Annotated in this window: 23 protein-coding genes and 1 pseudogene; 13 read left to right on the forward strand and 11 right to left on the reverse strand. The window is 72.1% G+C overall.

Features of this window, described 5'->3' with window-relative positions; all coding sequences use genetic code 11:
• Positions 1–1,935, reverse strand: a 1,935-nt coding sequence (locus ACWD4O_RS07485) for an AfsR/SARP family transcriptional regulator (protein WP_451278322.1), incomplete at its 3' end; no start/stop codon positions are given.
• 206 nt (positions 1,936–2,141) lie between these two features.
• Between ACWD4O_RS07485 and ACWD4O_RS07490 the strand changes: the two genes are divergently transcribed.
• Entirely contained in the window at positions 2,142–2,939 is a 798-nt protein-coding gene (locus ACWD4O_RS07490) for a site-2 protease family protein (RefSeq protein WP_451278324.1), read from the forward strand.
• On the opposite strand, the gene ACWD4O_RS07495 is transcribed toward ACWD4O_RS07490, so the two are convergent.
• Together ACWD4O_RS07495 and npdG are read right to left on the reverse strand one after the other, a co-directional pair.
• Positions 2,929–3,129 carry a hypothetical protein gene (locus tag ACWD4O_RS07495; RefSeq protein ID WP_351916653.1) on the reverse strand — a complete coding sequence of 67 codons (201 nt, stop codon included), beginning with the start codon at positions 3,127–3,129 and terminating at the stop codon, positions 2,929–2,931. The genes ACWD4O_RS07490 and ACWD4O_RS07495 overlap by 11 nt on opposite strands.
• Positions 3,130–3,192: 63 nt before the next feature.
• Positions 3,193–3,921 (reverse strand): NADPH-dependent F420 reductase, encoded by a 729-nt coding sequence (npdG, locus tag ACWD4O_RS07500; RefSeq protein ID WP_451278326.1) that lies wholly within the window; start codon positions 3,919–3,921, stop codon positions 3,193–3,195.
• Between the two features lie 103 nt (positions 3,922–4,024).
• On the opposite strand from npdG, the gene ACWD4O_RS07505 reads away from it, so the two are divergent.
• Positions 4,025–4,627, forward strand: coding sequence for a hypothetical protein (locus tag ACWD4O_RS07505; protein ID WP_451278328.1), 603 nt, complete (start codon positions 4,025–4,027; stop codon positions 4,625–4,627).
• Between the two features lie 53 nt (positions 4,628–4,680).
• Positions 4,681–6,039 carry an MFS transporter gene (locus ACWD4O_RS07510; RefSeq protein WP_451278330.1) on the forward strand — a complete coding sequence of 453 codons (1,359 nt, stop codon included), beginning with the start codon at positions 4,681–4,683 and terminating at the stop codon, positions 6,037–6,039.
• Here ACWD4O_RS07510 and ACWD4O_RS07515 read toward each other — a convergent pair whose 3' ends face one another.
• From ACWD4O_RS07515 to ACWD4O_RS07525, 3 genes and pseudogenes are all read right to left on the reverse strand, one after another.
• Positions 6,040–6,288 carry a hypothetical protein gene (locus tag ACWD4O_RS07515; RefSeq protein WP_451278332.1) on the reverse strand — a complete coding sequence of 83 codons (249 nt, stop codon included), beginning with the start codon at positions 6,286–6,288 and terminating at the stop codon, positions 6,040–6,042. It lies immediately after the preceding gene.
• Between the two features lie 112 nt (positions 6,289–6,400).
• Complete coding sequence (locus ACWD4O_RS07520) at positions 6,401–6,862, reverse strand: RNA-guided endonuclease InsQ/TnpB family protein (protein ID WP_451278334.1); 462 nt, start codon at positions 6,860–6,862, stop codon at positions 6,401–6,403.
• A 77-nt stretch (positions 6,863–6,939) separates the two neighbouring features.
• A pseudogene (locus ACWD4O_RS07525) lies at positions 6,940–7,743 on the reverse strand (helix-turn-helix domain-containing protein); the annotation flags it as partial.
• 89 nt (positions 7,744–7,832) lie between these two features.
• Here ACWD4O_RS07525 and map point away from each other — a divergent pair.
• Together map and ACWD4O_RS07535 are read left to right on the forward strand one after the other, a co-directional pair.
• Positions 7,833–8,690, forward strand: a complete 858-nt coding sequence (gene map / locus ACWD4O_RS07530; protein ID WP_450946857.1) for a type I methionyl aminopeptidase — start codon at positions 7,833–7,835, stop codon at positions 8,688–8,690.
• A 122-nt stretch (positions 8,691–8,812) separates the two neighbouring features.
• A complete protein-coding gene (locus ACWD4O_RS07535; RefSeq protein ID WP_451278336.1) occupies positions 8,813–9,460 on the forward strand; it encodes a biliverdin-producing heme oxygenase in 648 nt (215 codons plus the stop codon).
• Between the two features lie 70 nt (positions 9,461–9,530).
• On the opposite strand, the gene ACWD4O_RS07540 is transcribed toward ACWD4O_RS07535, so the two are convergent.
• Positions 9,531–9,734 carry a hypothetical protein gene (locus tag ACWD4O_RS07540; protein ID WP_451278338.1) on the reverse strand — a complete coding sequence of 68 codons (204 nt, stop codon included), beginning with the start codon at positions 9,732–9,734 and terminating at the stop codon, positions 9,531–9,533.
• Between the two features lie 106 nt (positions 9,735–9,840).
• Positions 9,841–10,485, reverse strand: a complete 645-nt coding sequence (locus ACWD4O_RS07545; RefSeq protein WP_451278340.1) for a PhzF family phenazine biosynthesis protein — start codon at positions 10,483–10,485, stop codon at positions 9,841–9,843.
• Positions 10,486–10,556: 71 nt separating this feature from the next.
• Between ACWD4O_RS07545 and ACWD4O_RS07550 the strand changes: the two genes are divergently transcribed.
• The 6 genes from ACWD4O_RS07550 (at position 10,557) to ACWD4O_RS07575 (ending at position 17,082) form a co-directional block, all read left to right on the forward strand.
• Positions 10,557–11,663, forward strand: a complete 1,107-nt coding sequence (locus tag ACWD4O_RS07550; RefSeq protein ID WP_451278342.1) for a FecCD family ABC transporter permease — start codon at positions 10,557–10,559, stop codon at positions 11,661–11,663.
• A gap of 159 nt (positions 11,664–11,822) precedes the next feature.
• Positions 11,823–12,641, forward strand: a complete 819-nt coding sequence (locus ACWD4O_RS07555; RefSeq protein ID WP_451278344.1) for a heme ABC transporter ATP-binding protein — start codon at positions 11,823–11,825, stop codon at positions 12,639–12,641.
• Positions 12,642–12,830: 189 nt separating this feature from the next.
• Positions 12,831–13,970 carry an iron uptake system protein EfeO gene (gene efeO / locus ACWD4O_RS07560; protein WP_451278346.1) on the forward strand — a complete coding sequence of 380 codons (1,140 nt, stop codon included), beginning with the start codon at positions 12,831–12,833 and terminating at the stop codon, positions 13,968–13,970.
• A 10-nt stretch (positions 13,971–13,980) separates the two neighbouring features.
• Positions 13,981–15,225 (forward strand): iron uptake transporter deferrochelatase/peroxidase subunit, encoded by a 1,245-nt coding sequence (gene efeB, locus ACWD4O_RS07565; protein WP_451278348.1) that lies wholly within the window; start codon positions 13,981–13,983, stop codon positions 15,223–15,225.
• Between the two features lie 2 nt (positions 15,226–15,227).
• Positions 15,228–16,121 carry an iron uptake transporter permease EfeU gene (gene efeU / locus ACWD4O_RS07570; protein WP_451278350.1) on the forward strand — a complete coding sequence of 298 codons (894 nt, stop codon included), beginning with the start codon at positions 15,228–15,230 and terminating at the stop codon, positions 16,119–16,121.
• Positions 16,060–17,082, forward strand: a complete 1,023-nt coding sequence (locus tag ACWD4O_RS07575) for a hypothetical protein (protein WP_451278352.1) — start codon at positions 16,060–16,062, stop codon at positions 17,080–17,082. Before efeU ends, ACWD4O_RS07575 begins: the two co-directional genes overlap by 62 nt.
• Before the next feature lie 25 nt (positions 17,083–17,107).
• On the opposite strand, the gene ACWD4O_RS07580 is transcribed toward ACWD4O_RS07575, so the two are convergent.
• The 3 genes from ACWD4O_RS07580 to ACWD4O_RS07590 form a co-directional block, all read right to left on the reverse strand.
• The gene (locus ACWD4O_RS07580; protein WP_451278354.1) at positions 17,108–17,839 is read right to left on the reverse strand and encodes a bifunctional DNA primase/polymerase; all 732 of its coding nucleotides are present in this window, start codon (positions 17,837–17,839) and stop codon (positions 17,108–17,110) included.
• Between the two features lie 136 nt (positions 17,840–17,975).
• Positions 17,976–18,608, reverse strand: coding sequence for a TetR/AcrR family transcriptional regulator (locus ACWD4O_RS07585; RefSeq protein ID WP_451278356.1), 633 nt, complete (start codon positions 18,606–18,608; stop codon positions 17,976–17,978).
• A 77-nt stretch (positions 18,609–18,685) separates the two neighbouring features.
• Entirely contained in the window at positions 18,686–19,687 is a 1,002-nt protein-coding gene (locus tag ACWD4O_RS07590) for a Gfo/Idh/MocA family protein (RefSeq protein ID WP_451278358.1), read from the reverse strand.
• A gap of 85 nt (positions 19,688–19,772) precedes the next feature.
• On the opposite strand from ACWD4O_RS07590, the gene ACWD4O_RS07595 reads away from it, so the two are divergent.
• Positions 19,773–21,065: a multidrug effflux MFS transporter gene (locus ACWD4O_RS07595; protein ID WP_451278360.1), complete on the forward strand. Its 1,293-nt coding sequence runs from the start codon at positions 19,773–19,775 to the stop codon at positions 21,063–21,065.
• Positions 21,020–22,186: a serine hydrolase domain-containing protein gene (locus ACWD4O_RS07600; protein WP_451278362.1), complete on the forward strand. Its 1,167-nt coding sequence runs from the start codon at positions 21,020–21,022 to the stop codon at positions 22,184–22,186. The genes ACWD4O_RS07595 and ACWD4O_RS07600 overlap by 46 nt, the downstream gene beginning before the upstream one ends.
• The last annotated feature ends 32 nt before the right edge of the window (positions 22,187–22,218 follow it).

Here is a 22,218-nt window from a genome sequence, read left to right on the forward strand (position 1 = left end):
GCCACTGCCGGTGTCCCAGCCACCGCGAGCGCCCCGGGAACTGCCGCCGTCCCGGCCAAGGCCGACGTCCCCGACACCGCCGACGTCCCCGACACTGCGAGCGTCCCCGCCACTGCCCGTGTCCCCGCCACCGCCGGCTTCCCGGTCCTGGCCGCTGTCCCCGCCATCGCGGGCGTCCCGGACGGCGGCGGGTTCGTGGGTGTCGGGGGTGTGCTGCACCGGTGGGGGGCCGCACACGGCCTCGACGGCGGCGAGGTCGCAGCCGCGGGCGAAGACCGACAGCCGGGCCAGGACGTCGCGTTCGTCCTCGTCGAGCAGGTCCCAGGACCAGTCGACGACGGCCCGCAGGGTCTGCTGGCGGGGCAGGACCGTGCGGCTGCCGTTGGTGAGGAGGCGGAAGCGGTCGTCGAGCCGGTCGGCGATCTGGCGGGGCGTCAGCATCCGCAGCCGGGCGGCGGCCAGCTCGATGGCGAGGGGCAGACCGTCCAGGCGGCTGCAGATCTCGGCGCAGGCCTCGGGGTCGTCCTCGGTGCGGAAGCCCGGGCGGGCGGCCGCGCCCCGGTCGGCGAGCAGGCGCAGCGCGACCGGCTCCGGCAGCGGATCCAGCGGGCGCAGCAACTCGCCGGGCACGCCGAGGGGCTCCCGGCTGGTGGCCAGCACCGTCACGTGCGGGCAGCGCGCCAGCAGTTCCTCGACGAGCCGGGCGGCGGCCTCGACGACGTGCTCGCAGTTGTCGAGGATGATCAGCATGCGGCGCCGGGCGCAGTGTTCGACCAGGCGTTCCACGGGGTCGTCGTTGCGGTCGGCGACCGCCCGCATCTCCTCGGCGCCGGCGCCGTACAGCACGGTCTCGCGGGCTCCGACGGCGGTGAGGACGGCCTGCGGCACGGCGTCCGGGTCGGCGACGGGCGCGAGTTCGGCCAGCCAGACGCCGTCCCGCGCGGTGTCGCTCGCGGTGTCCCGCACGGTCTCGGCGGCCTCCTGCGACAGCCGGGTCTTGCCCGCCCCGCCGGGCCCGAGCAGCGTGACGAGCCGCGCGCTCGCGAGGTCGCCGCGGATGGCCTCGATGTCGTCCTCCCGGCCGACGAAGGAGGTGAGGCGGGCCCGGAGGTTGCCGGGGGGCGGGGACTGCGAGGGCTGCGGGGGGTGCGGGGCCTGCGGCGCCCGCGGTGCGGAGGGCGTCTGCGCCGGGCCTGCCGGGTCGTCGTCCGGGCTGAGCAACTCCGCGTGCAGGGCACGCAGTTCGGGGCCGGGGTCGGTGCCGAGGCGGTCGGCCAGCAGTCGGCGTACGGCGTCGTACGCAACCAGCGCCTGCGCGGTGCGGCCCGCGTCGCGCAGGGCGCGCAGCCGCAGCGCCTGGAGGGGCTCGTCCAGGGGATGGGCGTCGCACAGGGCGGTGAGTTCGGGGAGCGCCTGCTCGGCCTGGCCCAGGGCGATCGCGGCGGTGTGCCGGGCGCGCAGCGCGTCGAGGCGGCGGGCCTCCCAGCGGGCCGCGTCGGCGGTGCGGTCGGGCAGGTCGGCGAGTGCGGGACCGTGCCACAGGGCGAGGGCGTCGTCGAGGAGGACGGCGGCCTTGGCGGGGTCGTCGTCGGCGAGGGCGCGGACGCCGTCGCCGGTCAGCCGCTCGAAGCGGTGCAGGTCGACGTCCTCGGGGGTGGCGGCCAGCCGGTAGCCGCCCTCGGCGGACTCGATCGCGCCCGCTCCGAGGGCCCGGCGCAGCCGCCCGACCAGCGCCTGGAGCGCGCCCGGCGCGTCGGCGGGCGGGTCTCCGGCCCACACCTCCTCGGTCAGCAGCCCCGCGGGGACGCTCCGCCCGGCGCGCAGCGCGAGCACGGTGAGCAGGGCGCGCAGCCGCGCCCCGCCGACGGCGACGGGGGTGCCGTCCGGACGGATCGCCTGGGTGGTGCCGAGGATGCGATAGCGCACGGGGTCCATTCTCTCCGGTCGGATCGGAAGCGGTCACGGGGTTTCGGCGGGGTGGCGCGAGCGGACGGCCCGGATCCGGCGGGATCCGGCGGCGGTCCGGCCGGGATCTGTGGCCGCGGAAGGAACCGATGTTCGTGTGATGGACGTTTTCCCGGTACGCCCGGGGCAGGTACGGTCGGGCAGTTCCACACGTGCGTACGAACTCAGGGGGCCCCATGACCACCGCCACCAGCCGCGGCGAGCGGAGTATCAGTCCCGTCTTCCTCGGGATCCTGGCCGTGACGGCGGTCACCGGCTGGGCGACGTGGACGGGGTTCGCGGAGCAGCCGGGCGTGGCGGTGTTCCTGTTCGTGACGGCGGCCTGGATCGTCTCCCTCTGTCTGCACGAGTACGCACACGCGCGTACCGCCCTGCACAGCGGTGACATCTCGATCGGGTCGAAGGGGTATCTGACGCTCAACCCGCTCAAGTACACGCACGCCCTGCTCAGCATCATTCTGCCGGTGCTGTTCGTGATCATGGGCGGGATCGGTCTGCCGGGCGGCGCCGTCTTCATCGAGCGCGACCGGATCCGGGGGCGGTGGCGGCACAGTCTGATCTCCGCGGCCGGTCCGCTGACGAACGTGCTGTTCGCGGTGGTGTGCACGGCGCCGTTCTGGCTGGACGCGCTGGACGGCGTGCCGGCCGACTTCCGGTTCGCGCTCGCGTTCCTCGCCCTGCTCCAGGTCTCGGCGGCGATCCTGAACTTCCTGCCGGTGCCGGGCCTCGACGGCTACGGGGTCATCGAGCCCTGGCTGTCGTACAACGTGAAGCGGCAGGTGGAGCCCTTCGCGCCGTTCGGGCTGCTGTTCGTGTTCGCGCTGCTGTGGGTGCCGTCGGTGAACGCCGTGTTCTTCGACGCGGTCGACGCGGTGCTGCGCGGTCTCGGGATCAACGATGTGGAGACGTACTGCGGGCAGTCGCTGTACCGCTTCTGGGAGGGCACGAACGAGTTCTGCGCGGTCAGCCCGTGACGTCGGCGGCCGCGGCCGCGGCCGCCTTGCGGAGCTTCTCCCGGCGCACGTAGTACCAGGTCATGTTGGACGACAGGCCCGCGAGCAGCACCCAGACGACTCCCAGGAAGCTGCCCTGGGCGAAGGAGACGACCGCCGCGGCCACGGCGAGCACGCAGACGACGAGGGTGTAGAGGGCGAGGCGGGGCATCGGTGGAGGTTCTCCTGTCGGGGGACACTGCTGGGCCGGCTCCGTCCAGTGTCCCCCATGCGCTCATACGTCGGTGACGCGCAGCCCCGCGTGGGCCTTGTAGCGGCGGTTGACCGAGATCAGGTTGGCGACCAGCGACTCCACCTGGTGCGCGTTGCGCAGCCGCCCGGAGAACACGCCGCGCATGCCGGGGATGCGGCCGGCCAGCGCCTGCACGATCTCGACGTCGGCCCGCGCCTCGCCCAGCACCATCACATCGGTGTCGATCTCGTCGATCTCCGGGTCCTGGAGGAGGACCGCCGAGAGGTGGTGGAAGGCGGCGGCGACCCGGGAGTCCGGGAGCAGGGCGGCGGCCTGCTCGGCGGCGCTGCCCTCCTCCGGCTTCAGCGCGTAGGCGCCCTGCTTGTCGAAGCCGAGCGGGTTGACGCAGTCGACGACGAGCTTTCCGGCCAGCTCCTCGCGCAGGGACTCCAGCGTCTTGCCATGGCCGTCCCACGGCACGGCGACGATCACGATGTCGCTGCGGCGCGCGGTCTCGGCGTTGTCGGCGCCCTCGACGCCGTAGCCGAGCTCGTCGGCCGCGGCCTGGGCGCGGTCCGCGGCGCGCGAGCCGATGATCACCTTCTGGCCGGCCTTGGCGAGCCGGTAGGCGAGGCCCTTGCCCTGCGGGCCGGTGCCGCCGAGCACGCCGACGACCAGTCCGGAGACGTCGGGGAGGTCCCAGGGGTCCTTGGCGGGGGCCTTCGCCGGGGCGCTCTCGGAGGCGTTCTGTGCACTGTCGGTAGAGGTCATGGGCCGACTTTACGCGGGCGTGCGGAGCGGCCTTTCGTCATGTCGGGTGAACGACGGGCGAACCCCGGGACGGCGGCGGCGGGTTGGTGCAGTATCCGGCCGCATGGACGCCGTACGGGTCGCGCTGCTGCGGGAAGTGCTCGCCGGGACCGAGTGGCTGGGGGCCACCCGGAGGTTCGCCGGGGTGCTGCGGGGGTCGGTCGTGTCGCACGGGGGCGGGCTGCTGCTGGTGGGCACCGCCCGCTACGAGCCCTGGCATCTCGCGGCGCATCTGGTGGACGAGGCCGCATGGTCGGGCACTCCGGAGCTGGCGCCGACGCTGGTACGGCATGACGCGCGCCCTTGCGACCCGGCGCATCTCGCGGTCGGCCTGGGCCGGATCGAGGCGGCGCGCCGGGGCGAGACGCTGCTGGTGGCGTCGCCGTCGGGGGACGCGCCGCTCCTGGACCGGGTGTCGGACGCCCGCCGCGCCGGCGTCACGATCCTGACCCTCGGCCCCGGCGAGGCAGACCCGGACCTGGCGTCCCTGGCGCACGAGACGCTCCCCGTGCCGGACGGCTCCGAGCTCGACCTCGACACCGTGCAGCACCTGGTGAGCGCGGCCGCCGGCGAGACGCTCCCGCCCCCGAGAGGGCGCCGCCGCTTCGCCGACCGCCTCTCCCACCTGGCCGAACGCCTGACGGCCCCGCCCCCGCCGCCCTGGTGACCGTCCCGAAAAACAGTTGCCGTGGGCATCGGGCCCGCCGAGCATGAGCCCTCGTGACCGACGGCAACGATGTCCCCGCCTCCTCGTCTCCCGCTCCCTCCGGTCTGCGGGCTCTGCTGCCCGATCTCGCGCCCTGGCGGGCGTCCCGGGACTTCCGGCGGCTGTGGGTCTCGGGGACCGTGTCCAACTTCGGCAGCTTTCTGACCTTCGTGGCCGTGCCCGTGCAGGTGAAGGAGCTGACCGGGTCGGCCGCGGCGGTGGGTGCGATCGGGGCCGTGGAGCTGGTCCCGCTCGTGCTGTTCGGGCTGTACGGCGGGGCACTCGCGGACGCCTGGGACAAGCGCAAGCTCATTGTGTGGACGGAGGCCGGGCAGGGTCTGCTCAGCGCGGTGCTGCTGGTCAACGCGCTGCTGCCGGGCCCCGCCCTCTGGCCGCTGTACGTCGTCGCCGCGCTCTCCTCCGCCCTGGGCTCCGTCCAGCGGCCCGCGCTCGACTCGCTGTGGCCGCGGATCGTGGCCCATGAGCACATGGCGGCGGCGACCTCGCTGAACTCGCTGCGCTGGACCGTGGGCGGGGTCGCGGGGCCCGCCCTGGCCGGCGTCGTCGTCGCGTACGCGGGCCTGGGCTGGGCCTATGCCGCCGACGTCCTCACCTTCGTCGTGTCGGTCGCCCTCGTCGTGCGCATCGCGGCCTCCCCCGCCGCCCACGAGGCGGCGAAGCCCTCCCTCAAGGCCATCGCCGAGGGCGCCCGGTACGCGTGGAGCCGCAAGGAGCTCCTGGGCACGTACGCCGTCGACCTGGCCGCGATGTTCCTGGCCATGCCGCTCGCCGTCCTGCCGTTCCTCGCCGACGAGCTGAACGCCGAGTGGTCACTGGGGCTGATGTATGCGGCGCTCCCCGCCGGGGCGCTGCTCGTGAGTCTCACCAGCGGCTGGACCTCGCGGGTGCACCGGCACGGGCGGATGGTGGTGCTGTCGGCCGCGTTGTGGGGCGCGGCGATCGGCGCCACCGCGCTCGCCGGGAACGTCTGGCTGGTGCTGCTGTGTCTGATGTTCGCGGGCGGGTTCGACATGGTCAGCGGCGTCTTCCGCGGGGTGATGTGGAACCAGACGATCCCGGACGAGCTGCGCGGGCGGCTCGCCGGGATCGAGTTGCTGTCCTACTCCGTGGGCCCGACGGTCGGCCAGCTGCGCAGCGGCGGCTTCGCGGCCTGGCTGGGGGTGCGGACGTCCGTCTGGTCGGGCGGGTTGCTGTGCGTGGGCGCGGTGGGGCTGCTGGCGCTCTGTCTGCCGGGGCTGATGACGTACGACGCCCGGACGAACGAGCACGCGGCGCGGCTGCGCGCACAACGCGCGGCCGCGGCCGCGTCAGCCGCGGCCGCCCCGCCCGCCGCGCCCGTCCTGGACGTGTGATCAGTCGTCGTTCGTGGTGTCGGCGTTCGTTGTGTCGGCCGTCGGGGCGTCGTGCCAGTTGGGGTCGTTCTCCCACTGGAGGTTGCGCTCGCGGGCGGTCTCCATCGCGTGCTCGGCCTCCGCGCGGGTCGGGTACGGGCCGAAGCGGTCCTTGCCCGGGCACTCGGGCCCCTCCTCGACCTTCTTGTGCTCCAGGCAGTAGTACCACTCGCCCGGTTTGCCGACGGTCCGCTTCTTGAACAGGGGCATGATGGCTCCTCTCTTCGTTCTCTTCTTCTTTCTCGCCATCGACATGTTCCCGTCACCGAGTCCGTATTCGGATCTCGGCTGTCCGAACGTTTCCGCCCGGCAGTCCGTCATGTCACCAAAGTGTGAGGGCTTCGGCTTGAGTACGGTCTCTCGTTTCCTTCCCGCGCGGTGCGGGGATTGCGCCACCTGCCCGCCCCGGCCCAGCCTTGCGGCCTGGCCGGGTGCTGCGGGTCTTGTGGTCGGCTCCACGAGGCTTCGACACCACGGGGATGTCCGGGTCTCCGGCCACTCCGGTACCCGTTGCTGCGGCCGCCGCGAGTGCGACGAGGTTGCGGGCCGCATTGTCGTCCCGGTCAATGACCAGGCCGCATGCGTCGCATTCGAAGGTCCGGACGTGCAGCGACAGCTTGGCTTTCACCGCGCCGCACCGGGAGCAGGTCTTTGAGGAGGGAAACCAACGGTCGGCGGCCAGAATGCGACAGCCGTTGCGCTTCGCCTTGTAGGTGAGCTGGCGCCGGATCTCCCCGAACCCGGCGTCAGCGATCTTCCGAGCAAGGCGCCGGTTCTTGAGCATTCCGGCGACGTTGAGGTCCTCAAGGCGCGGCGCACCAGCTTGAGCGCCGTGTCCAGGTGCTTCGGGTTGGGCACCTCGCGGATCCCGCCCGCGCTGTCGGCCATGACGGCGAGGGTCCTCACTCCGAGGTCGATTCCGACCGCCGCATCCGGGCGGGCGACCTTCACCAGGTCGCGCTTGACCTCGATCTGGAGGGAGACGAACCAGCGTCCGCGTTCGTGTCGGACGGCCGCGGACAGGATGCGTGCGGTCCCCGCCTGTAGGCGTGCGAGGAGCTTCGCGGTGGGTTCGTGGGTGCGAATCGCGCCGAGCCTCGGCAGTGTCACATGCCTGCCGCCGCTGTCGACGCGGATGGTGCCGGTGGTGAACCGGCAGGCAGGGCGCGCCTTCCGCTTCGATGTGAACCGCGGCATCCCCACCGCGCGACCCCGCCTCTTGCCCTGCTTCGACTTCGCGTAGTTGTCGAACGCGGCCGACGCGTTCGCGAGGCCGGTGGAGTACGCCTCCTTGGAGTTCTCCTCCCACCAGTCGGCGAACCTCGGGTGGTTGTGCTTGGCCGTGTTGAACGCCTTGCGCAGTGCGGGCAGCGACCAAGACCGCCACTCGGTCGTCTCCGCCTCGGAGATGCCGTACGACTCCTCAGCCTTGCGCTGCCACCACGACGCGGTCACCCAACCGACGGCCCAGTTGTAGGCGGCACGTACCGCACCGCAATGCGAGCGCAGGGAGGCCTCCTGGGCGGCGCTCGGGTCCAGGGCGAACCGGTACGCCTGCACCACGAAACCCGGCTGCGGCCTGAACTTCTTCACCCGGCACCTTCTCCCGCCCCGAGCCGTCTGGTGATTGACGCCTTGTCGGCGCACCCACCCAGAGTACTTCACGTTCCGAACATATTTGACTACAAGGAGCTATGGGCAACCAGCCTCGCGAAGCGAACGAGCCTCCATGGCCGCTCGTTAGACTCACAGGCATGTCTGGCCAGTCGCTGCTCGTCCCAGGGGAGCTGTCCCCCATCCGTTCCGTGCCCGGAAACATCCGTCGCCCGGAGTACGTCGGCAAGCCCGCGCCGACCCCCTACACCGGCCCGGAGGTGCAGACGCCCGAGACGATCGAGGCGATGCGCCGGGCCGGCCGGATCGCCGCGCAGGCGATGGCGGAGGCCGCCAAGCTGATCTCGCCGGGGGTCACCACCGACGAGCTGGACAAGGTCGCGCACGAGTACATGTGCGACCACGGCGCCTACCCGTCGACGCTCGGCTACCGCGGCTTCCCCAAGTCCCTGTGCACCAGCGTCAACGAGGTCATCTGCCACGGCATCCCGGACTCGACGGTCCTGCGCGACGGCGACATCGTCAACCTGGACGTGACCGCGTACATCGGCGGGGTGCACGGCGACAACAACGCCACGTACCTGGTCGGGGACGTCGACGAGGAGTCGCGGCTGCTGGTGGAGCGGACCCGGGAGTCGCTGGAGCGGGCGATCAAGGCGGTCCGGCCCGGCCGGCAGATCAACATCATCGGGCGGGTCATCGAGTCGTACGCGAAGCGGTTCGGGTACGGGGTGGTGCGGGACTTCACCGGGCACGGGATCAACTCGTCGTTCCACTCCGGGCTGATCATCCCGCACTACGACAGCCCGCACGCGACGACTCTCATCCAGCCCGGGATGACCTTCACGATCGAGCCGATGCTGACGCTCGGCACCCACGACTACGACATGTGGGACGACGGCTGGACCGTGGTGACCAAGGACCGCAGGCGGACCGCCCAGTTCGAGCACACGCTGGTGGTGACGGACACGGGGGCGGAGATCCTCACCCTGCCGTGACGGCCCGAGTCCCGTCCGGACCCGTCCCGCTGTCGGGGCGGGTCTTTTCTTGTACGCTTTTACCGACAAGGCGTCGGCAAAAGCATTGACTTAGGCAAGCCTTACCTTAGAGGATATGCCGCATGGACTCCTTCTCGACCGTCATCCGCACCGCCTCCCACGAGCAGCATGTGGAGGCCGAGACCTCGACGTTCATGAGCGACCTCCTCGGCGGCAGGCTCGGGGTCGACGCGTACGCCCGGTACACCGAACAGCTCTGGTTCGTGTACGAGGCGCTGGAGGCCGACGCCGGGCGACTGGCCTCGGACCCGGTGACCGGGCCGTTCATCCAGCCCGAGCTGTTCCGGCTCGCCGCGCTGGAGCGGGACCTCGCGCATCTGCGGGGCGCCGGCTGGCGGGCGGGACTGTCGGCCCTGCCGGCGACCGAGGCGTACGCGGCCCGGGTGCGGGAGTGCGCCGAGCGGTGGCCGGCCGGGTACCTCGCCCACCACTACACGCGCTACCTGGGCGACCTCTCCGGCGGGCAGATCATCCGCGACAAGGCGGAGCGCACCTGGGGCTTCGAGCGCAAGGGCGACGGCGTCCGCTTCTACGTCTTCGAGGAGATCGGCAACCCGGCGGCCTTCAAGCGGGGCTACCGGGAGCTGCTGGACGGCGTGCGCGCGGACGACCTGGAGAAACAGCGGATCGTGAGCGAGTGCAAGCGCGCCTTCTCGCTGAACACGGCCGTCTTCCAGGCATTGGGCGAGGAGTTCCGGCTCTCGGCGTGAGCAGCGTCGGCACGCAAACGGGCGGGGCCCCTTTTCCCGGTGAGAAATGGGGCCCCGCCCGTCTGCCGCGTCAGTGTCCGGAGCGGTGGCAGCGCGCGCCTTCCCAGAAGATGTCGCTGGAGACCGTGTCGATGAACCCGGCGTACGGGCTGCACACGGCGTCGTCCTTGTCGTAGTGGTGCCGGGGGCCCTCGTCGGCGGTGGCGGTCGCGGCGCCGGCGGCGGTCAGGGCGATACCCAGGACGGTTGCGGCCAGGACGGATCGGATGCGCATGGTGTTCCTCTCGCGGAGCTGAGCGATCACGCCCAGTGGTCCCCGCTCGCCCTCCCCCGCACACGCGAGACCACCCGTACGGCCCTCCCGCCCTCGCCCGGAGGGCTCAGCGCTCCAGGAACACCCGTCCGCCGATCTCCACCCAGCCGTACGGCTGCGGGGCCGTCAGGATCTGGGAGCCCGCGCCCTGGGTGATGTTCAGGGCACGGCCGAGCCGCTCGGTGAGCAGCAGCGCGGCGGCGCCCGTCGCCTCGTCCTCCTCTATGCCGTCGCCGCGGCCCGGGAAGCCGCGGGCCCGTATCCGGCCCGCGGACTCGTCCTCCCAGGCCCAGGCGTACAACCACTCGCCGGGCGGCGGCACGGACAGGTCGTCGACCTCGGCGGCGGTGGCGTACTGACGCAACGTGCGGGGCGGGGCCCACTCCGCGCGCGCCTCTATCCAGGTGAACTCCCCGTCCAGGCGGGTGCCCACGACGCCGGCCGGGGTGACGAGCTCGGGCACGTCGAGCAGCCAGGCGACGCCCACGCACGGGTAGCCCGCGAAGGGCAGCCGGACGGTGGGCGTGTAGATGTCGATGACCCCGCGCTCGGGGTCGTCGACGAACACCGTCTCGCTGAAGCCGAGTTTCGCCGCGAGGCCCTGTCGGTCCTCGCGGTCCGGCAGCACCGAGCCTTCGCGGACCACGCCAAGTTCGTTGCCGTAGCCGCCGTTCGGCGCACAGAAGACACGGAGCACGTCGTAATCAGTCACCGGGGAATTGAAGCACCGGTCAGGCGGAGCGCTATAGCGGGTGAAGGTAAGGCTAACCTAAGCTTTCGGCCATGACCGTCCTGGAGAAGCCCGCCGACACCGGTGGCACCGCCGGCCCTGCCGCCCCCGCTCCCCCGGCCGGCCCGAAGAAACGCGGTGCCGTGCCGCTGTTGACCGCCGGGCTGGTCCTGGCGCTCCTCGTGCTCGTACCGGTGGCCGGTGCGCTCGGCGCCTATCCCATCCCGGTCGGGGACGTGCTGTCCTCCGTGCAGCACCGGATCGGGCTCGGGGGCGGCGAGCCGGACCGGGTCGCGGAGTCGGTGCTGTGGAACGTGCGGTTCCCGCGCATCGTGCTCGCACTGCTCGTCGGCGCCTCGCTGGGGTGCGCCGGCGCGCTGATGCAGGGCGTGTTCGGCAACCCGCTCGCCGAGCCCGGCGTCATCGGGATCTCCGCGGGCGCGGCGGTCGGCGCGGTCGCCTCGATCGCGTTCGGCCTGAACTTCCTCGGCAACTGGACGGTGTCGGCGTTCGCGTTCGCCGCCGGGCTCGGCACGGTCCTGCTGGTGTACGTGATGTCGCGGTCCGGCGGCCGTACGGAGGTGGTCACGCTGATCCTCACCGGGATCGCCGTGAACGCGTTCGCGGGCGCGCTGATCGGGCTGTGTCTGTTCTTCGCCGACGCGGCGGCGATCCAGCAGATCACCTTCTGGCAGCTCGGCTCGCTGTCCCAGGCGACCTGGCCGAAGGTGCTGGCCGTGCTGCCCTGTGCGGCGATCGGGCTGGCGCTGGCGCCGCTGTACTCGCGCCGGCTCGACCTGCTGGCACTCGGCGAGCGGCCGGCCCGGCATCTGGGGGTGGAGGTGGAACGGCTGCGGATCGTGCTGATCCTGGTGGTGGCGCTGCTCACGGCGGCGGCGGTGAGCGTCTCCGGGATCATCAGCTTCGTCGGACTGGTCGTCCCCCATCTGCTGCGGATGGCCGCCGGGCCGGGGCATCGGTTCCTGGTGCCGGGGAGTGCGCTGCTGGGGGCGCTGGTGCTGTTGGCCGCGGATCTCGCGGCGCGGACGGTCGCCGTTCCGGCGGAGTTGCCGCTGGGTGTGCTCACCGCGCTTCTCGGGAGCCCGTTCTTCTTCTGGTTGCTGCGTCGGACGCGGCGGCGGCAGGGGGGATGGGCGTGAGGTTCGTCGCCGACCGTTGCCGACTGCGGGTGCGCTGTGGCTTGTCGCGCCCACGCGGCGGAGCCGCAGATCGATACAGCCCCGCGCCCCTGGAGGGCGGGGCTTCGCCCCTGCCCTCCAGCCCTCGCCCCTCCCCCTCCCTCTTCAAGGAGCCCCCGTATGAGACTCCTCCGTTCCCGGCCCACGCCTCCCCTCGCCACCGCCCCCGGCGACCTTCTCGCCGAGACTGACGAGCTGTATGTGCGTCTCGGCGGCCGGGATGTCCTGCGGGGTGTGGACATCGGCGTCCGGGCCGGTGAGGTGCTTGCGCTCGTCGGGCCCAACGGGGCCGGGAAGTCGACGTTGCTCGGGGCGCTCGCCGCCGATCTGCCGGCCTCCGAAGGGGTCGTACGGATCCAGGGGCGGGCCGCCGGTGAGTGGAGTGCGCCGGAGCTGGCCCTGCGGCGGGCCGTGCTGCCGCAGGCGGCGGTGCTGTCGTTCCCGTTCGTCGTGGAAGAGGTCGTGCGGATGGGTCGGGCGCCGCACGCCTCCTCGCCCGCCGAGGACGACCTCGTGGCGCGGGAGGCGATGGCCGTCACCGAGGTGAGCGCGTTCGCCGGGCGGCCGTTCTCCGCGTTGAGCGGCGGCGAGCGGGCCCGTGTCGCACTGGCGCGGGTGCTCGCGCAGCGCACCCCGCTGCTGCTGCTGGACGAGCCGACCGCCGCCCTGGACCTGAAGCATCAGGAGCTGGTGCTGCGGCTGTGCCGGGAGCGGGCGGGCGCGGGGGACGCCGTGGTCGTCGTGCTGCACGATCTGGGGCTTGCGGCCGCCTATGCGCACCGGGTCGCGATTCTGTGCGCCGGGCGGGTCGCCGCGGACGGTCCGCCGGGCGAGGTGTTCACCGAGGGGCTGCTGTCCGAGGTCTACGACCAGCCCGTCGAGGTGCTTGCGCACCCCCGCACCGGAGCCGTCCTCGTGACCCCGAAGCGGAATCTTTGAATCTCCTTTGACCTTTCCTTGGGGTCCGTTTTGAGACACCGTGATCGGCTCGTGCCCTTACGGCATTTATGAGAGCTGAATCACGGCACGGGCCTGTATTACACAGGTAAGCCTTGGATAAGTTAGGCGAGCCTCACCAATCCGTGTGAGCCCTGTCACGTGATTTTTCAGCCACCGCTGGGAGCCCGAATGCGAGCCGTCAGACTGTCCGTCGTCACCGCCGTTACCGCTGTGACCGCACTGACCGCCGTCACTGGCTGCACCTCGAAGAGCGACGCGAAGGACGGCGACCGGGTCATCGGCGTGACCGCCACGGACGCCAAGTGCGAGACCTCCAAGAAGGAGATCTCCGCCGGACACGTCGAACTCGCCATCGAGAACAAGGGCTCCAAGGTCACCGAGGTCTACATCCTCTTCCCGGACGACCGGGTCGTCAGCGAGCGCGAGAACATCGGCCCCGGCACCAAGCAGCGGGTCACCGCCGAGGTGAAGGCCGGCGACTACGAGATCGCCTGCAAGCCGGGCATGAAGGGCGACGGCATCCGCCAGGCCCTCAAGGTCACCGGCGGCTCCGTCGCCAAGCGCGACCCCCGCCTGGACAAGGCCGTGGCCTCCTACCGCAGTTACGCGCAGGAGCAGGCCGACGAGACGCTGCCCAAGGTCGCGACCTTCGTGGCCGCGATCAAGGCCGGGAACATCGAGGCCGCGAAGGCGGCCTACGCCCCCTCCCGCATCGGCTGGGAGCGCACCGAGCCGGTGGCGGAGTCGTTCGGCGACATCGACCCGCTGGTCGACGTCCGCGCCGACGGCCTGGAGGCCGGGCAGAAGTGGACCGGCTGGCACCGGCTGGAGAAGTCCCTCTGGCAGGACAAGAAGATCACCGCCGAGGACAAGACCCTCGCCGACCAGCTCGTCACCGATCTGACCGACTGGCAGAAGCGGGTCGGCAAGGCCGAGATCACCCCCACCTCCATGGCCAACGGCGCCAAGGAGCTCCTCGACGAGGTCGCCACCGGCAAGGTCACCGGTGAGGAGGAGCGTTACTCGCACACCGACCTCGTCGACTTCAAGGCCAACGTCGAGGGCGCGCAGGAGTCGTACGAGCTGCTCAAGACGGTCGCGAAGGAGAACGACGCGGCTCTGGTCACCGAGCTGGACAAGCAGTTCGCCGCGCTGAACGCGCTGCTGGACACCTACCGCCCCAACACGTCGTCGTACGAGTTCACCTCCTACGACAAGGTGAGCGCCGCCGACCGCAAGAAGCTGTCGGACGCGGTCAACGCGCTCGCCGAGCCGCTGTCCAAGCTCGCCGCCGCCGTCGCGAAGTAGGGGGACGACCATGACGGACACTCCCTCCCGGCGGTCGCTGATCGGCTGGGGCGGGGCCGGGCTCGCGCTCGGCGCCGCCGCGGCCGGCGGCGCGGTCGCCATGACCCGTACCGGCGACGACGTCGACCCGACGGCAGCCGACACCGGCGCCGCGGTCCAGTTCCACGGTGCCTACCAGGCGGGCATCGCCACGCCCGTGCAGGACCGGCTGCATTTCGCCGCGTTCGACGTGCAGACCGACGACCGCGCCGAGTTCGTCCAGCTGTTGAAGGACTGGACCGAGGCGGCCCGGCGGATGACGGCCGGCCAGACGGTCGGGGACGGCGCGTACGGCGGTCTCGCCGAGGCGCCGCCGGACGACACCGGCGAGGCGCTGGGGCTGAAGCCGTCGCGGCTGACGCTCACGGTCGGCTTCGGGCCGTCGCTGTTCACCAGGTTCGGGCTCACGGCTCAGCGGCCCGCGGCCCTGGTCGACCTGCCCCAGTTCGCCGGGGACGCCCTCGACGCGGCCCGCTCGGGCGGCGACCTGTGCGTCCAGGCGTGCGCGGACGACCCCCAGGTCGCCGTGCACGCGATCCGCAACCTGGCCAGGATCGGCATGGGCAAGGTCGTCGTGCGCTGGTCGCAGCTCGGCTTCGGCAAGACCTCGTCCACGACGCCCGAGGCGCAGACCCCGCGCAACCTGATGGGCTTCAAGGACGGCACCCGCAACATCGCGGGCACCGAGACCGACCGGCTGAAGAAGTTCGTGTGGGTCGGCGAGAAGGACGGGCCGCAGTGGATGACCGGCGGGTCCTACCTGGTCGCCCGGCGCATCCGCATGCACATCGAGACCTGGGACCGCACCCCGCTCCAGGAGCAGGAGGACATCTTCGGCCGGGACAAGGGCGAGGGCGCTCCCGTGGGCAAGGCCAAGGAGCGCGACGAGCCGTTCCTGAAGGCGATGAAGCCCGACGCGCACGTACGGCTCGCCCACCCGGACTCCAACCACGGGGCGACGATCCTGCGCCGCGGCTACTCCTTCACCGACGGCACCGACGGCCTGGGCCGGCTGGAGGCGGGCCTGTTCTTCCTCGCCTACATGCGGGATGTGAGCGAAGGCTTCGTCCGCATCCAGCGCAACCTGGCGACCGACGCGCTCAACGAGTACATCCAGCACGTGGGTTCGGCCGTCTTCGCCGTCCCGCCGGGCGTCCGCGACAAGGACGACTGGTGGGGCCGGACGCTGTTCTCCGGTAGCGGAAAGAAGGCGTAGCCGTGTTCTCCAACTACCTGATCGGACTGCGGGAAGGCCTGGAGGCCTCGCTCGTCGTCTGCATCCTCATCGCCTACCTGGTGAAGACCGGCCGCCGGGACGCGTTGAGGCCGGTGTGGACCGGTATCGCCGTCGCGGTGCTGCTCGCGCTGGGCTTCGGCTGCGTCCTCGAATTCGGCTCCCAGGAACTGACGTTCCAGGCGCAGGAGGCGCTCGGTGGATCGCTGTCGATCCTCGCGGTCGGGCTCGTGACCTGGATGGTCTTCTGGATGCGGCGCACCGCCCGGCACCTGAAGACCGAACTGCACGGCAAGTTGGACGCGGCCCTGGCCATGGGCACCGGCGCGCTGGTCGCCACCGCGTTCCTCGCGGTCGGCCGGGAGGGCCTGGAGACGGCCCTGTTCGTGTGGGCGTCGGTGCACGCGGCCGGCGACGGCAGCCCGCGCCCGCTGATCGGCGTGGCGCTGGGTCTGGCCACGGCGGTCCTGCTGGGCTGGCTGTTCTACCGGGGCGCGCTGCGGATCAACCTGGCCAAGTTCTTCACCTGGACCGGCGGCATGCTCGTCGTCGTGGCCGCGGGCGTGCTGGCGTACGGCGTCCACGACCTCCAGGAGGCCGACTGGGTACCGGGGTTGACGGACAAGGCGTTCGACATCAGCGACACGATCCCGCCGGACAGCTGGTACGGCACGCTGCTGAAGGGCGTGTTCAACTTCCAGCCGGATCCGACGGTCGTCCAGGTCACGGTGTGGCTGCTGTACCTGGTCCCGACGCTCGCGCTGTTCCTCGCCCCGGTAGGGTTCGCCTCCGGGAAGGGGAGGGTGAAGTCACCTGATGACCAGGGAACGCAGCCTGACGACCGGGGTTCCGCAGCGTCGAAGGCTCCGCAGGCGTGACCGGTACGCACTCATAGCGGCCTCGCTCACCGCCGTCTCGCTCACCGCGAGCGGCTGTGTGGTGGTCCACGGGGAGCTCGAGGTGCTCCCGGGGGCCACCCAGGGAGAGGCCGTGAAGGCGGTCGAACAGTTCACGGCCGCGTACAACAAGGCGGACGCGGCGTTCGACGCCTCCCTCGACGCCGAGTACACCGCCGGCGCCCTCGGGATCATCGACGGGGCGCGGCTGAAGGCGGGGCGGGTCAACAACCCGGGCGGCAACCCGGAGCACACGCCGCTGGTGCTGTCGGACGTGAAGTACACGATCGCCGAGAAGGCGGGCTGGCCGCGCTGGTTCGTCGCCGACGCGAAGGGCAACAAGGGCGGCGACTCGCGCTGGCTGCTGGTCTTCACCCGGAGCGAGCTGTCGCAGCCGTGGCAGGCGACGTATCTGACGTTCGTCGCGGCGGGCTCGATGCCGGAGTTCAAGAAGGACAAGGACGGCCTCGCCGAGGACGTGCCGGCGGACACCGCCGGACTGGCGCTGGCGCCCGCGGACCTGAGCAAGGACTACGCGGCGTATCTGCGGACCGGCCAGGGCGCGTTCGCGAACGGCGCGTACACCGACGAGATGCGCGCCACGCGGGAGAAGAACGCCACCAAGCCGGGGCTCGTCACGCAGTACATCGACGAGGAGTTGACGGACGGCGAGTATGCGCCGCTGGCGTTGCGCACGGTCGACGGGGGTGCGGTGGTGTTCTTCACCACGCACCACTACATGAAGCAGACGGCCGCGCCGGGGGCGGCGGTGCCCACGCCCAACAAGAACGTGCAGGCGTTGACCACCGGTGAGACGAAGCAGTCGCTGACCATGGAGTTCGTCGCGAACGAGGTCGCCCTCGCGCCGGCGAAGGGGTCGGGCGGCGGCAAGGTGTCGATGCTGAGCCGGCTGGAGGGGCTGACCGCGGCGAAGGGCGAGTAGCCCGTCGTCCGGCTGGAAGCTCCGGCTAGAAGCGCTGCCATCCCGAGGTTGCGTGGTCCTGCTGGGCTCCGTGCCGGGCGCAGGCGTCCGTCAGGGTCTCCAGCAGGGTCAGGGGGTCCGGGAGGGCGTGCTCGGGGCCCCGCAGCCAGCGGACCGACCGGCCGTCGTCGCCCGGGAGGCGGGCCGGGGGGACCAGGACGTAGGAGCCTCGGCAGTGCCAGCGCAGGCCGGGGTGTTCGTCCATGGTCTCGGGGTGGCAGTCCAGCTCACAGGGCCACCACTCGTCCTCGTCCTCGGGGGTGCCGCGGGTGAGGGTGAAGAAGAGCAGGCGGCCGTCGTCGCTCTCGGCCACCGGGCCGACCTCGACACCGGCCTCGACCAGCCGCTCGAGAGCCGACCGGCCCGCCTCCAGGGGCACGTCGAGGACGTCGTGCGTCATGCCGGTGGCGGTGATGAAGTTGGCCTGCGGCTGGTGCCGGGCCCAGCGTTCGATCTGGGCGCGGTCGGTGGTGGACTGCGTCTGCCAGGCGAAGGACACCGGGTGCCGGGCGGGGGTCGGACAGCCGACCCGGTCGCAGGAGCAGCGGTAGCCGGGGGCCGGGTGGGCGGCGGGTGAGAGCGGGAGTCCCGCTCCCGCGGCGGCCAGCAGCAGGGCCTCACGGCCGCTGTCGTCGGCGGCCTCCGTCGGGCCGCTCGCGCGCAGCCAGTCCGAGAGTTTGCCCCACAGGCCGGTCCGGCCGCCGAACTCCGCGCTCATCTGTCCCCTCGCCTCGCTGTGGTGCGGACAGCATGCCTCATGGTCCCACCATCCTGCGCATCGGGGGGCCGTAGCCGTGAAACGGGGCAGGTGGGGCCAGAGGGGTCTATGAGGCCCATGTGGCATGCCTGTCGGGTCAGCGCGGGGTCAGGCCGTGCAGGGCGTAGTCGACCAGGGTGTCCGTGTACTCGTAGGTGATCGGGCCCGTGTACTGGAGCCAGCGTTGGGCGAGCGGGGAGATGAAGAACTCGAGGGCGATGCGCGGGTCGAGGTCGGCGCGGACCTGGCCGGCCTCCTGGGCGGCGCGCAGCCGGTCCACGTACAGCTGGATGGACGGTTCCATGAGCTTGGCGGTGAACTCGCGGCCGACCTGTTCGTTGACGACGCCCTCGGCGGCCAGGGCGCGGGAGGGCGCCTCGAATCTGGGGTCCGTCAGCTGGTCGACGGTGGCCCGCAGCACGGCCTTGATGTCGGCGGCGAGGTCGCCGGTGTCGGGGATGACGTACGGCTCCTCGTCCGAGGCGCCGGCGTCCCGCGCCGCCTGTTCGCTGAGGTCGAGGAAGGCTTCCAGGAGGACGTCGGCCTTCGATCCCCACCACCGGTAGATGGTCTGCTTGCCCACTCCGGCGCGGGCGGCGATGCCCTCGATAGTGGTCTTCGGGTAGCCGGCCTCGGCGACGAGGGCGAGGGCCGCGGCGTAGATGGCGCGCCGCGAGCGCTCGCTGCGTCGGGTGGTGTCGGGGGCCGGCTTTCCGGACTGGGTGACCATGGGTCGACGGTACCAACGGCCGCCGAGGGGTGAGACGGGACGTCTCGCCGGTGCGGGGCCAAGGAGCGTGGGAGCGGTTACGCGTCCTCGCCCGGGTAGCGGACCCCGATCTGCTCCCGGACGGCGTCCAGCGTCCGCATGACCGCGAGGCTGCCGTCGAGGGGGATCATCGGGGACTCCGTCTCGCCGGCCCGCAGCGCGCGCATGACCTCGCGGGCCTCGTGGCGGAAGGTCGTGCGGGGTCCGTCGGCCGGGTCGGCGGTGAACTCCTCGGGGTCGCGGCCGGCGCGGTGCAGGACGAAGCGGTCGGGGTGGAAGAAGCCGGACGGGATGTCGATGCGGCCGCGCGAGCCGGTGACGGAGGCCGTGGTGCCGGTGCCGCCCGTGAGGGAGCAGTGCAGGGCGGCGAGCGCGCCGGAGTCCCAGGACAGGGCCAGCGCGGTCTGGAGGTCGACGCCCTCGGCGGACAGGACGGCTTGGGCGCCGATGCCGGACGGTTCGCCGAGCAGGAGCTGGGCGAAGGAGACCGGGTAGACGCCGAGGTCGAGGAGGGCGCCGCCGCCCTGGGCGGGGTCACGCAGCCGGTGCGAGGGCGGGAAGGGGCCTTCGAGGCCGAAGTCGGCCTGCACGGTGCGGACCTCGCCGATCGCGCCGTCGTCGACGAGGGCCTTGAGGCGGCGGACGACCGGGCTGCAGTACATCCACATGGCCTCCATCAGGAAGCGGCCGTTGTCGCGGGCCAGCGCGACGAGCTCCTCGGCCTCGCGCACGTTCAGCGTGAACGCCTTCTCGCACAGGACGTTGCGCCCGGCCTCCAGGCACAGGCCCGCGGCCTCGCGGTGGGCGGCGTGCGGGGTGGCCACGTAGACGACGTCGATGTCCTCGTCGGCCGCGAGGGCGGCCCAGTCGCCGTAGGCCCGGGATATGCCGAAGCGTTCGGCGAACGCCTTCGCGGAGGCGTCGGTGCGCGAGGCGACCGCGACGACCTCCGCGTCGGGCAGGTCGATCAGGTCGGCCGTGAACGCTCCGGCGATCCCGCCGGTCGCCAGGATCCCCCATCGCACCGTGTCCGTCGTCATACCCCGCTCCGCCCTCGCATACGTCCCAGCAGTGTGTTCGAGCTGAGAGCATAGGTGGCGGATGGGTCGGAGAGGGAGGGGCGGCATGTTGCCGAAGGGTGGGGCCGAACCCGAACCCAGGGTGTCGTCGGAGCCGGCCGTGGCCGCGCCGGCGCGCGACCGGCGGCGGGCCGGGCTTCTCGTCACGCTCGTCCTCGGCGGGCTGACCGCCACTCCCCCGCTGTCGATGGACATGTATCTGCCGGCGCTGCCGGACGTCACCCGCTCGCTGCATGCGCCCGCCGCGACCGTGCAGCTCACGCTGACCGCCTGTCTGGCCGGGATGGCGCTGGGGCAGATGGTGGTCGGCCCGATGAGCGACCGGTGGGGGCGGCGGCGTCCGCTGCTCGCCGGACTCGCCGTGTACGTCGTGGCGACCGCGCTGTGCGCGCTGGCCCCGACCATCGAAATGCTGGTCGCGTTCCGGCTGCTGCAGGGGCTCGCGGGCGCGGGCGCCATCGTGATCGCCCGGGCGATCGTGCGCGATCTGTACGACGGCGTGGCGATGGCCCGGTTCTTCTCCACCCTGATGCTGATCTCCGGGGTCGCCCCGATCGTGGCGCCGCTGATCGGCGCGCAGATCCTGCGGGCCACGGACTGGCGGGGCGTCTTCGTCCTCCTCACCGTGGTGGGGCTGCTGCTGGCCGGGGTCGTGTGGACCAGGCTCCCCGAGACGCTGCCCGCCGCGCAGCGGCACAAGGGCGGGGTCGGCGAGGCCCTGCGCTCGATGCGCAAGCTCCTGGCCGACCTGCGCTTCACCGGCTACATGCTGACGGGCGGCTTCACCTTCGCCGCGCTGTTCGCGTACATCTCCGCCTCGCCGTTCGTGGTCCAGGAGATCTACGGCGCCTCCCCGCAGACGTTCGGCCTGCTGTTCGGGGTGAACTCGATCGGGCTGGTGGTGGTCGGCCAGATCAACGGCAAGGTGCTGGTGGGGCGGGTCCGGCTGGACAAGGTGCTGGCCGTCGGGCTGACGGTGGTCGTGCTGGCCGCGACGGCCCTGCTGCTGATGACGACGGGCGTGTTCGGCGAGGTCGGGCTGGCCCCGGTGGCCGTCGCGCTGTTCGTGCTGATGTCCGCGATGGGCGTCACCATGCCCAACGCCCAGACCCTCGCCCTGATGCGGGTGCGGCACTCGGCCGGCTCCGCCTCCGCGCTTCTCGGCACGTCCTCGTTCCTCATCGGCGCGATCGCCTCCCCGCTCGTCGGGATCGCCGGCGAGCACACCGCCGTCCCGATGGCCGTCGTCCAGTTGACCGCCGTACTGGTGGCTATGGCCTGCTTCGTGGTTATGTGCCGTCCCTGGACGAATTCGGGGCCGGAGGGAGCAGAGAGCTGAGCGCACCGAGACTGCGCGTCGACACACCGGAGCGGGCCGGGCTCGACCCGGAGGAGACGCGGCTCCTCGTACGTGACGTCGTGGACCTCACCGCCGGCGACCGGCCCTGGGCGCCGGGCGCCGTCGTGGTGGCGGGGCGCGGCGCGGTGATCGCCGTGCGGGAGGCGGTGGGCTGGGCGGTGCGGTATTCGGCGTACGACCCGGCGGCCGACGCGGGCGTGGAGCTGCCGCCGGCGCAGCGGGTCCCGATGACCGTCGACACGCCTTTCGACCTGGCGTCCCTCACCAAGCTGTTCACATCGGTCGCGGCGGTGCAGCAGATCGAGCGCGGCACCCTCGGCATCGACGCGCGGGTCGGCGCCTATCTGCCCGACTTCCGGGCGGCCGCCGCCCACGACATCACGGTCCGCCAGCTCCTCACCCACACCTCCGGGCTGCGTCCCGAGCTGCCGCTGTACGACTGCGCGGACGACGCGGAGCGGATGCGGCTGCTGCGCGCGGAGGCGCCGGTCGGCGAGGCGGGCACGTATGTGTACTCCGATCTGAACATGCTGCTGCTCCAGCAGCTTCTGGAGCGGTTGACCGGGCGCACGCTCGACGTCCTCGTGCACGAGGGGATCACCCGGCCGCTGGGGATGACCTCGACCGACTTCGGGCCCTGCCCCGGCGCGGCGGCCACCGAGCACCAGCAGCGGCCGTGGGCCAGGACGGACCGGGGGATGCTGCGGGGTGTGGTGCACGACGAGAACGCCTGGGCGCTGGGCGGGGTGGCCGGTCACGCGGGCCTGTTCTCGACCGGCCGGGACCTGGCCGTGTTCTGCCGGACCCTGCTGGCGGGCGGCTCGTACGGTCCCGCCCGTATCCTCGGCCCCGACTTCGTGGAGCTGCTGCTGACCCCGCCGGGGCTGGGTTTCGCGGTGGACCAGCCGTGGTTCATGGGCGAGCTGGCGGGCGAGGGCGCGGCGGGGCACACGGGCTTCACGGGGACCTCGCTGGTGCTGGACCCGGCGACGGACACGTTCGTGGTCCTGCTGGCGAACACGGTCCACCCGGTGCGCAGGCCGCCGGACAGCTCGCCGCGGGCGCTGGCGGGGACGCGGATGTCGATGGCGGTGCGGTGAGGGCGGTGGCATCGGCCGTGGGGCGAGGGCAG

It is taken from the genome of Streptomyces sp. NPDC002623 (genome assembly GCF_053592635.1).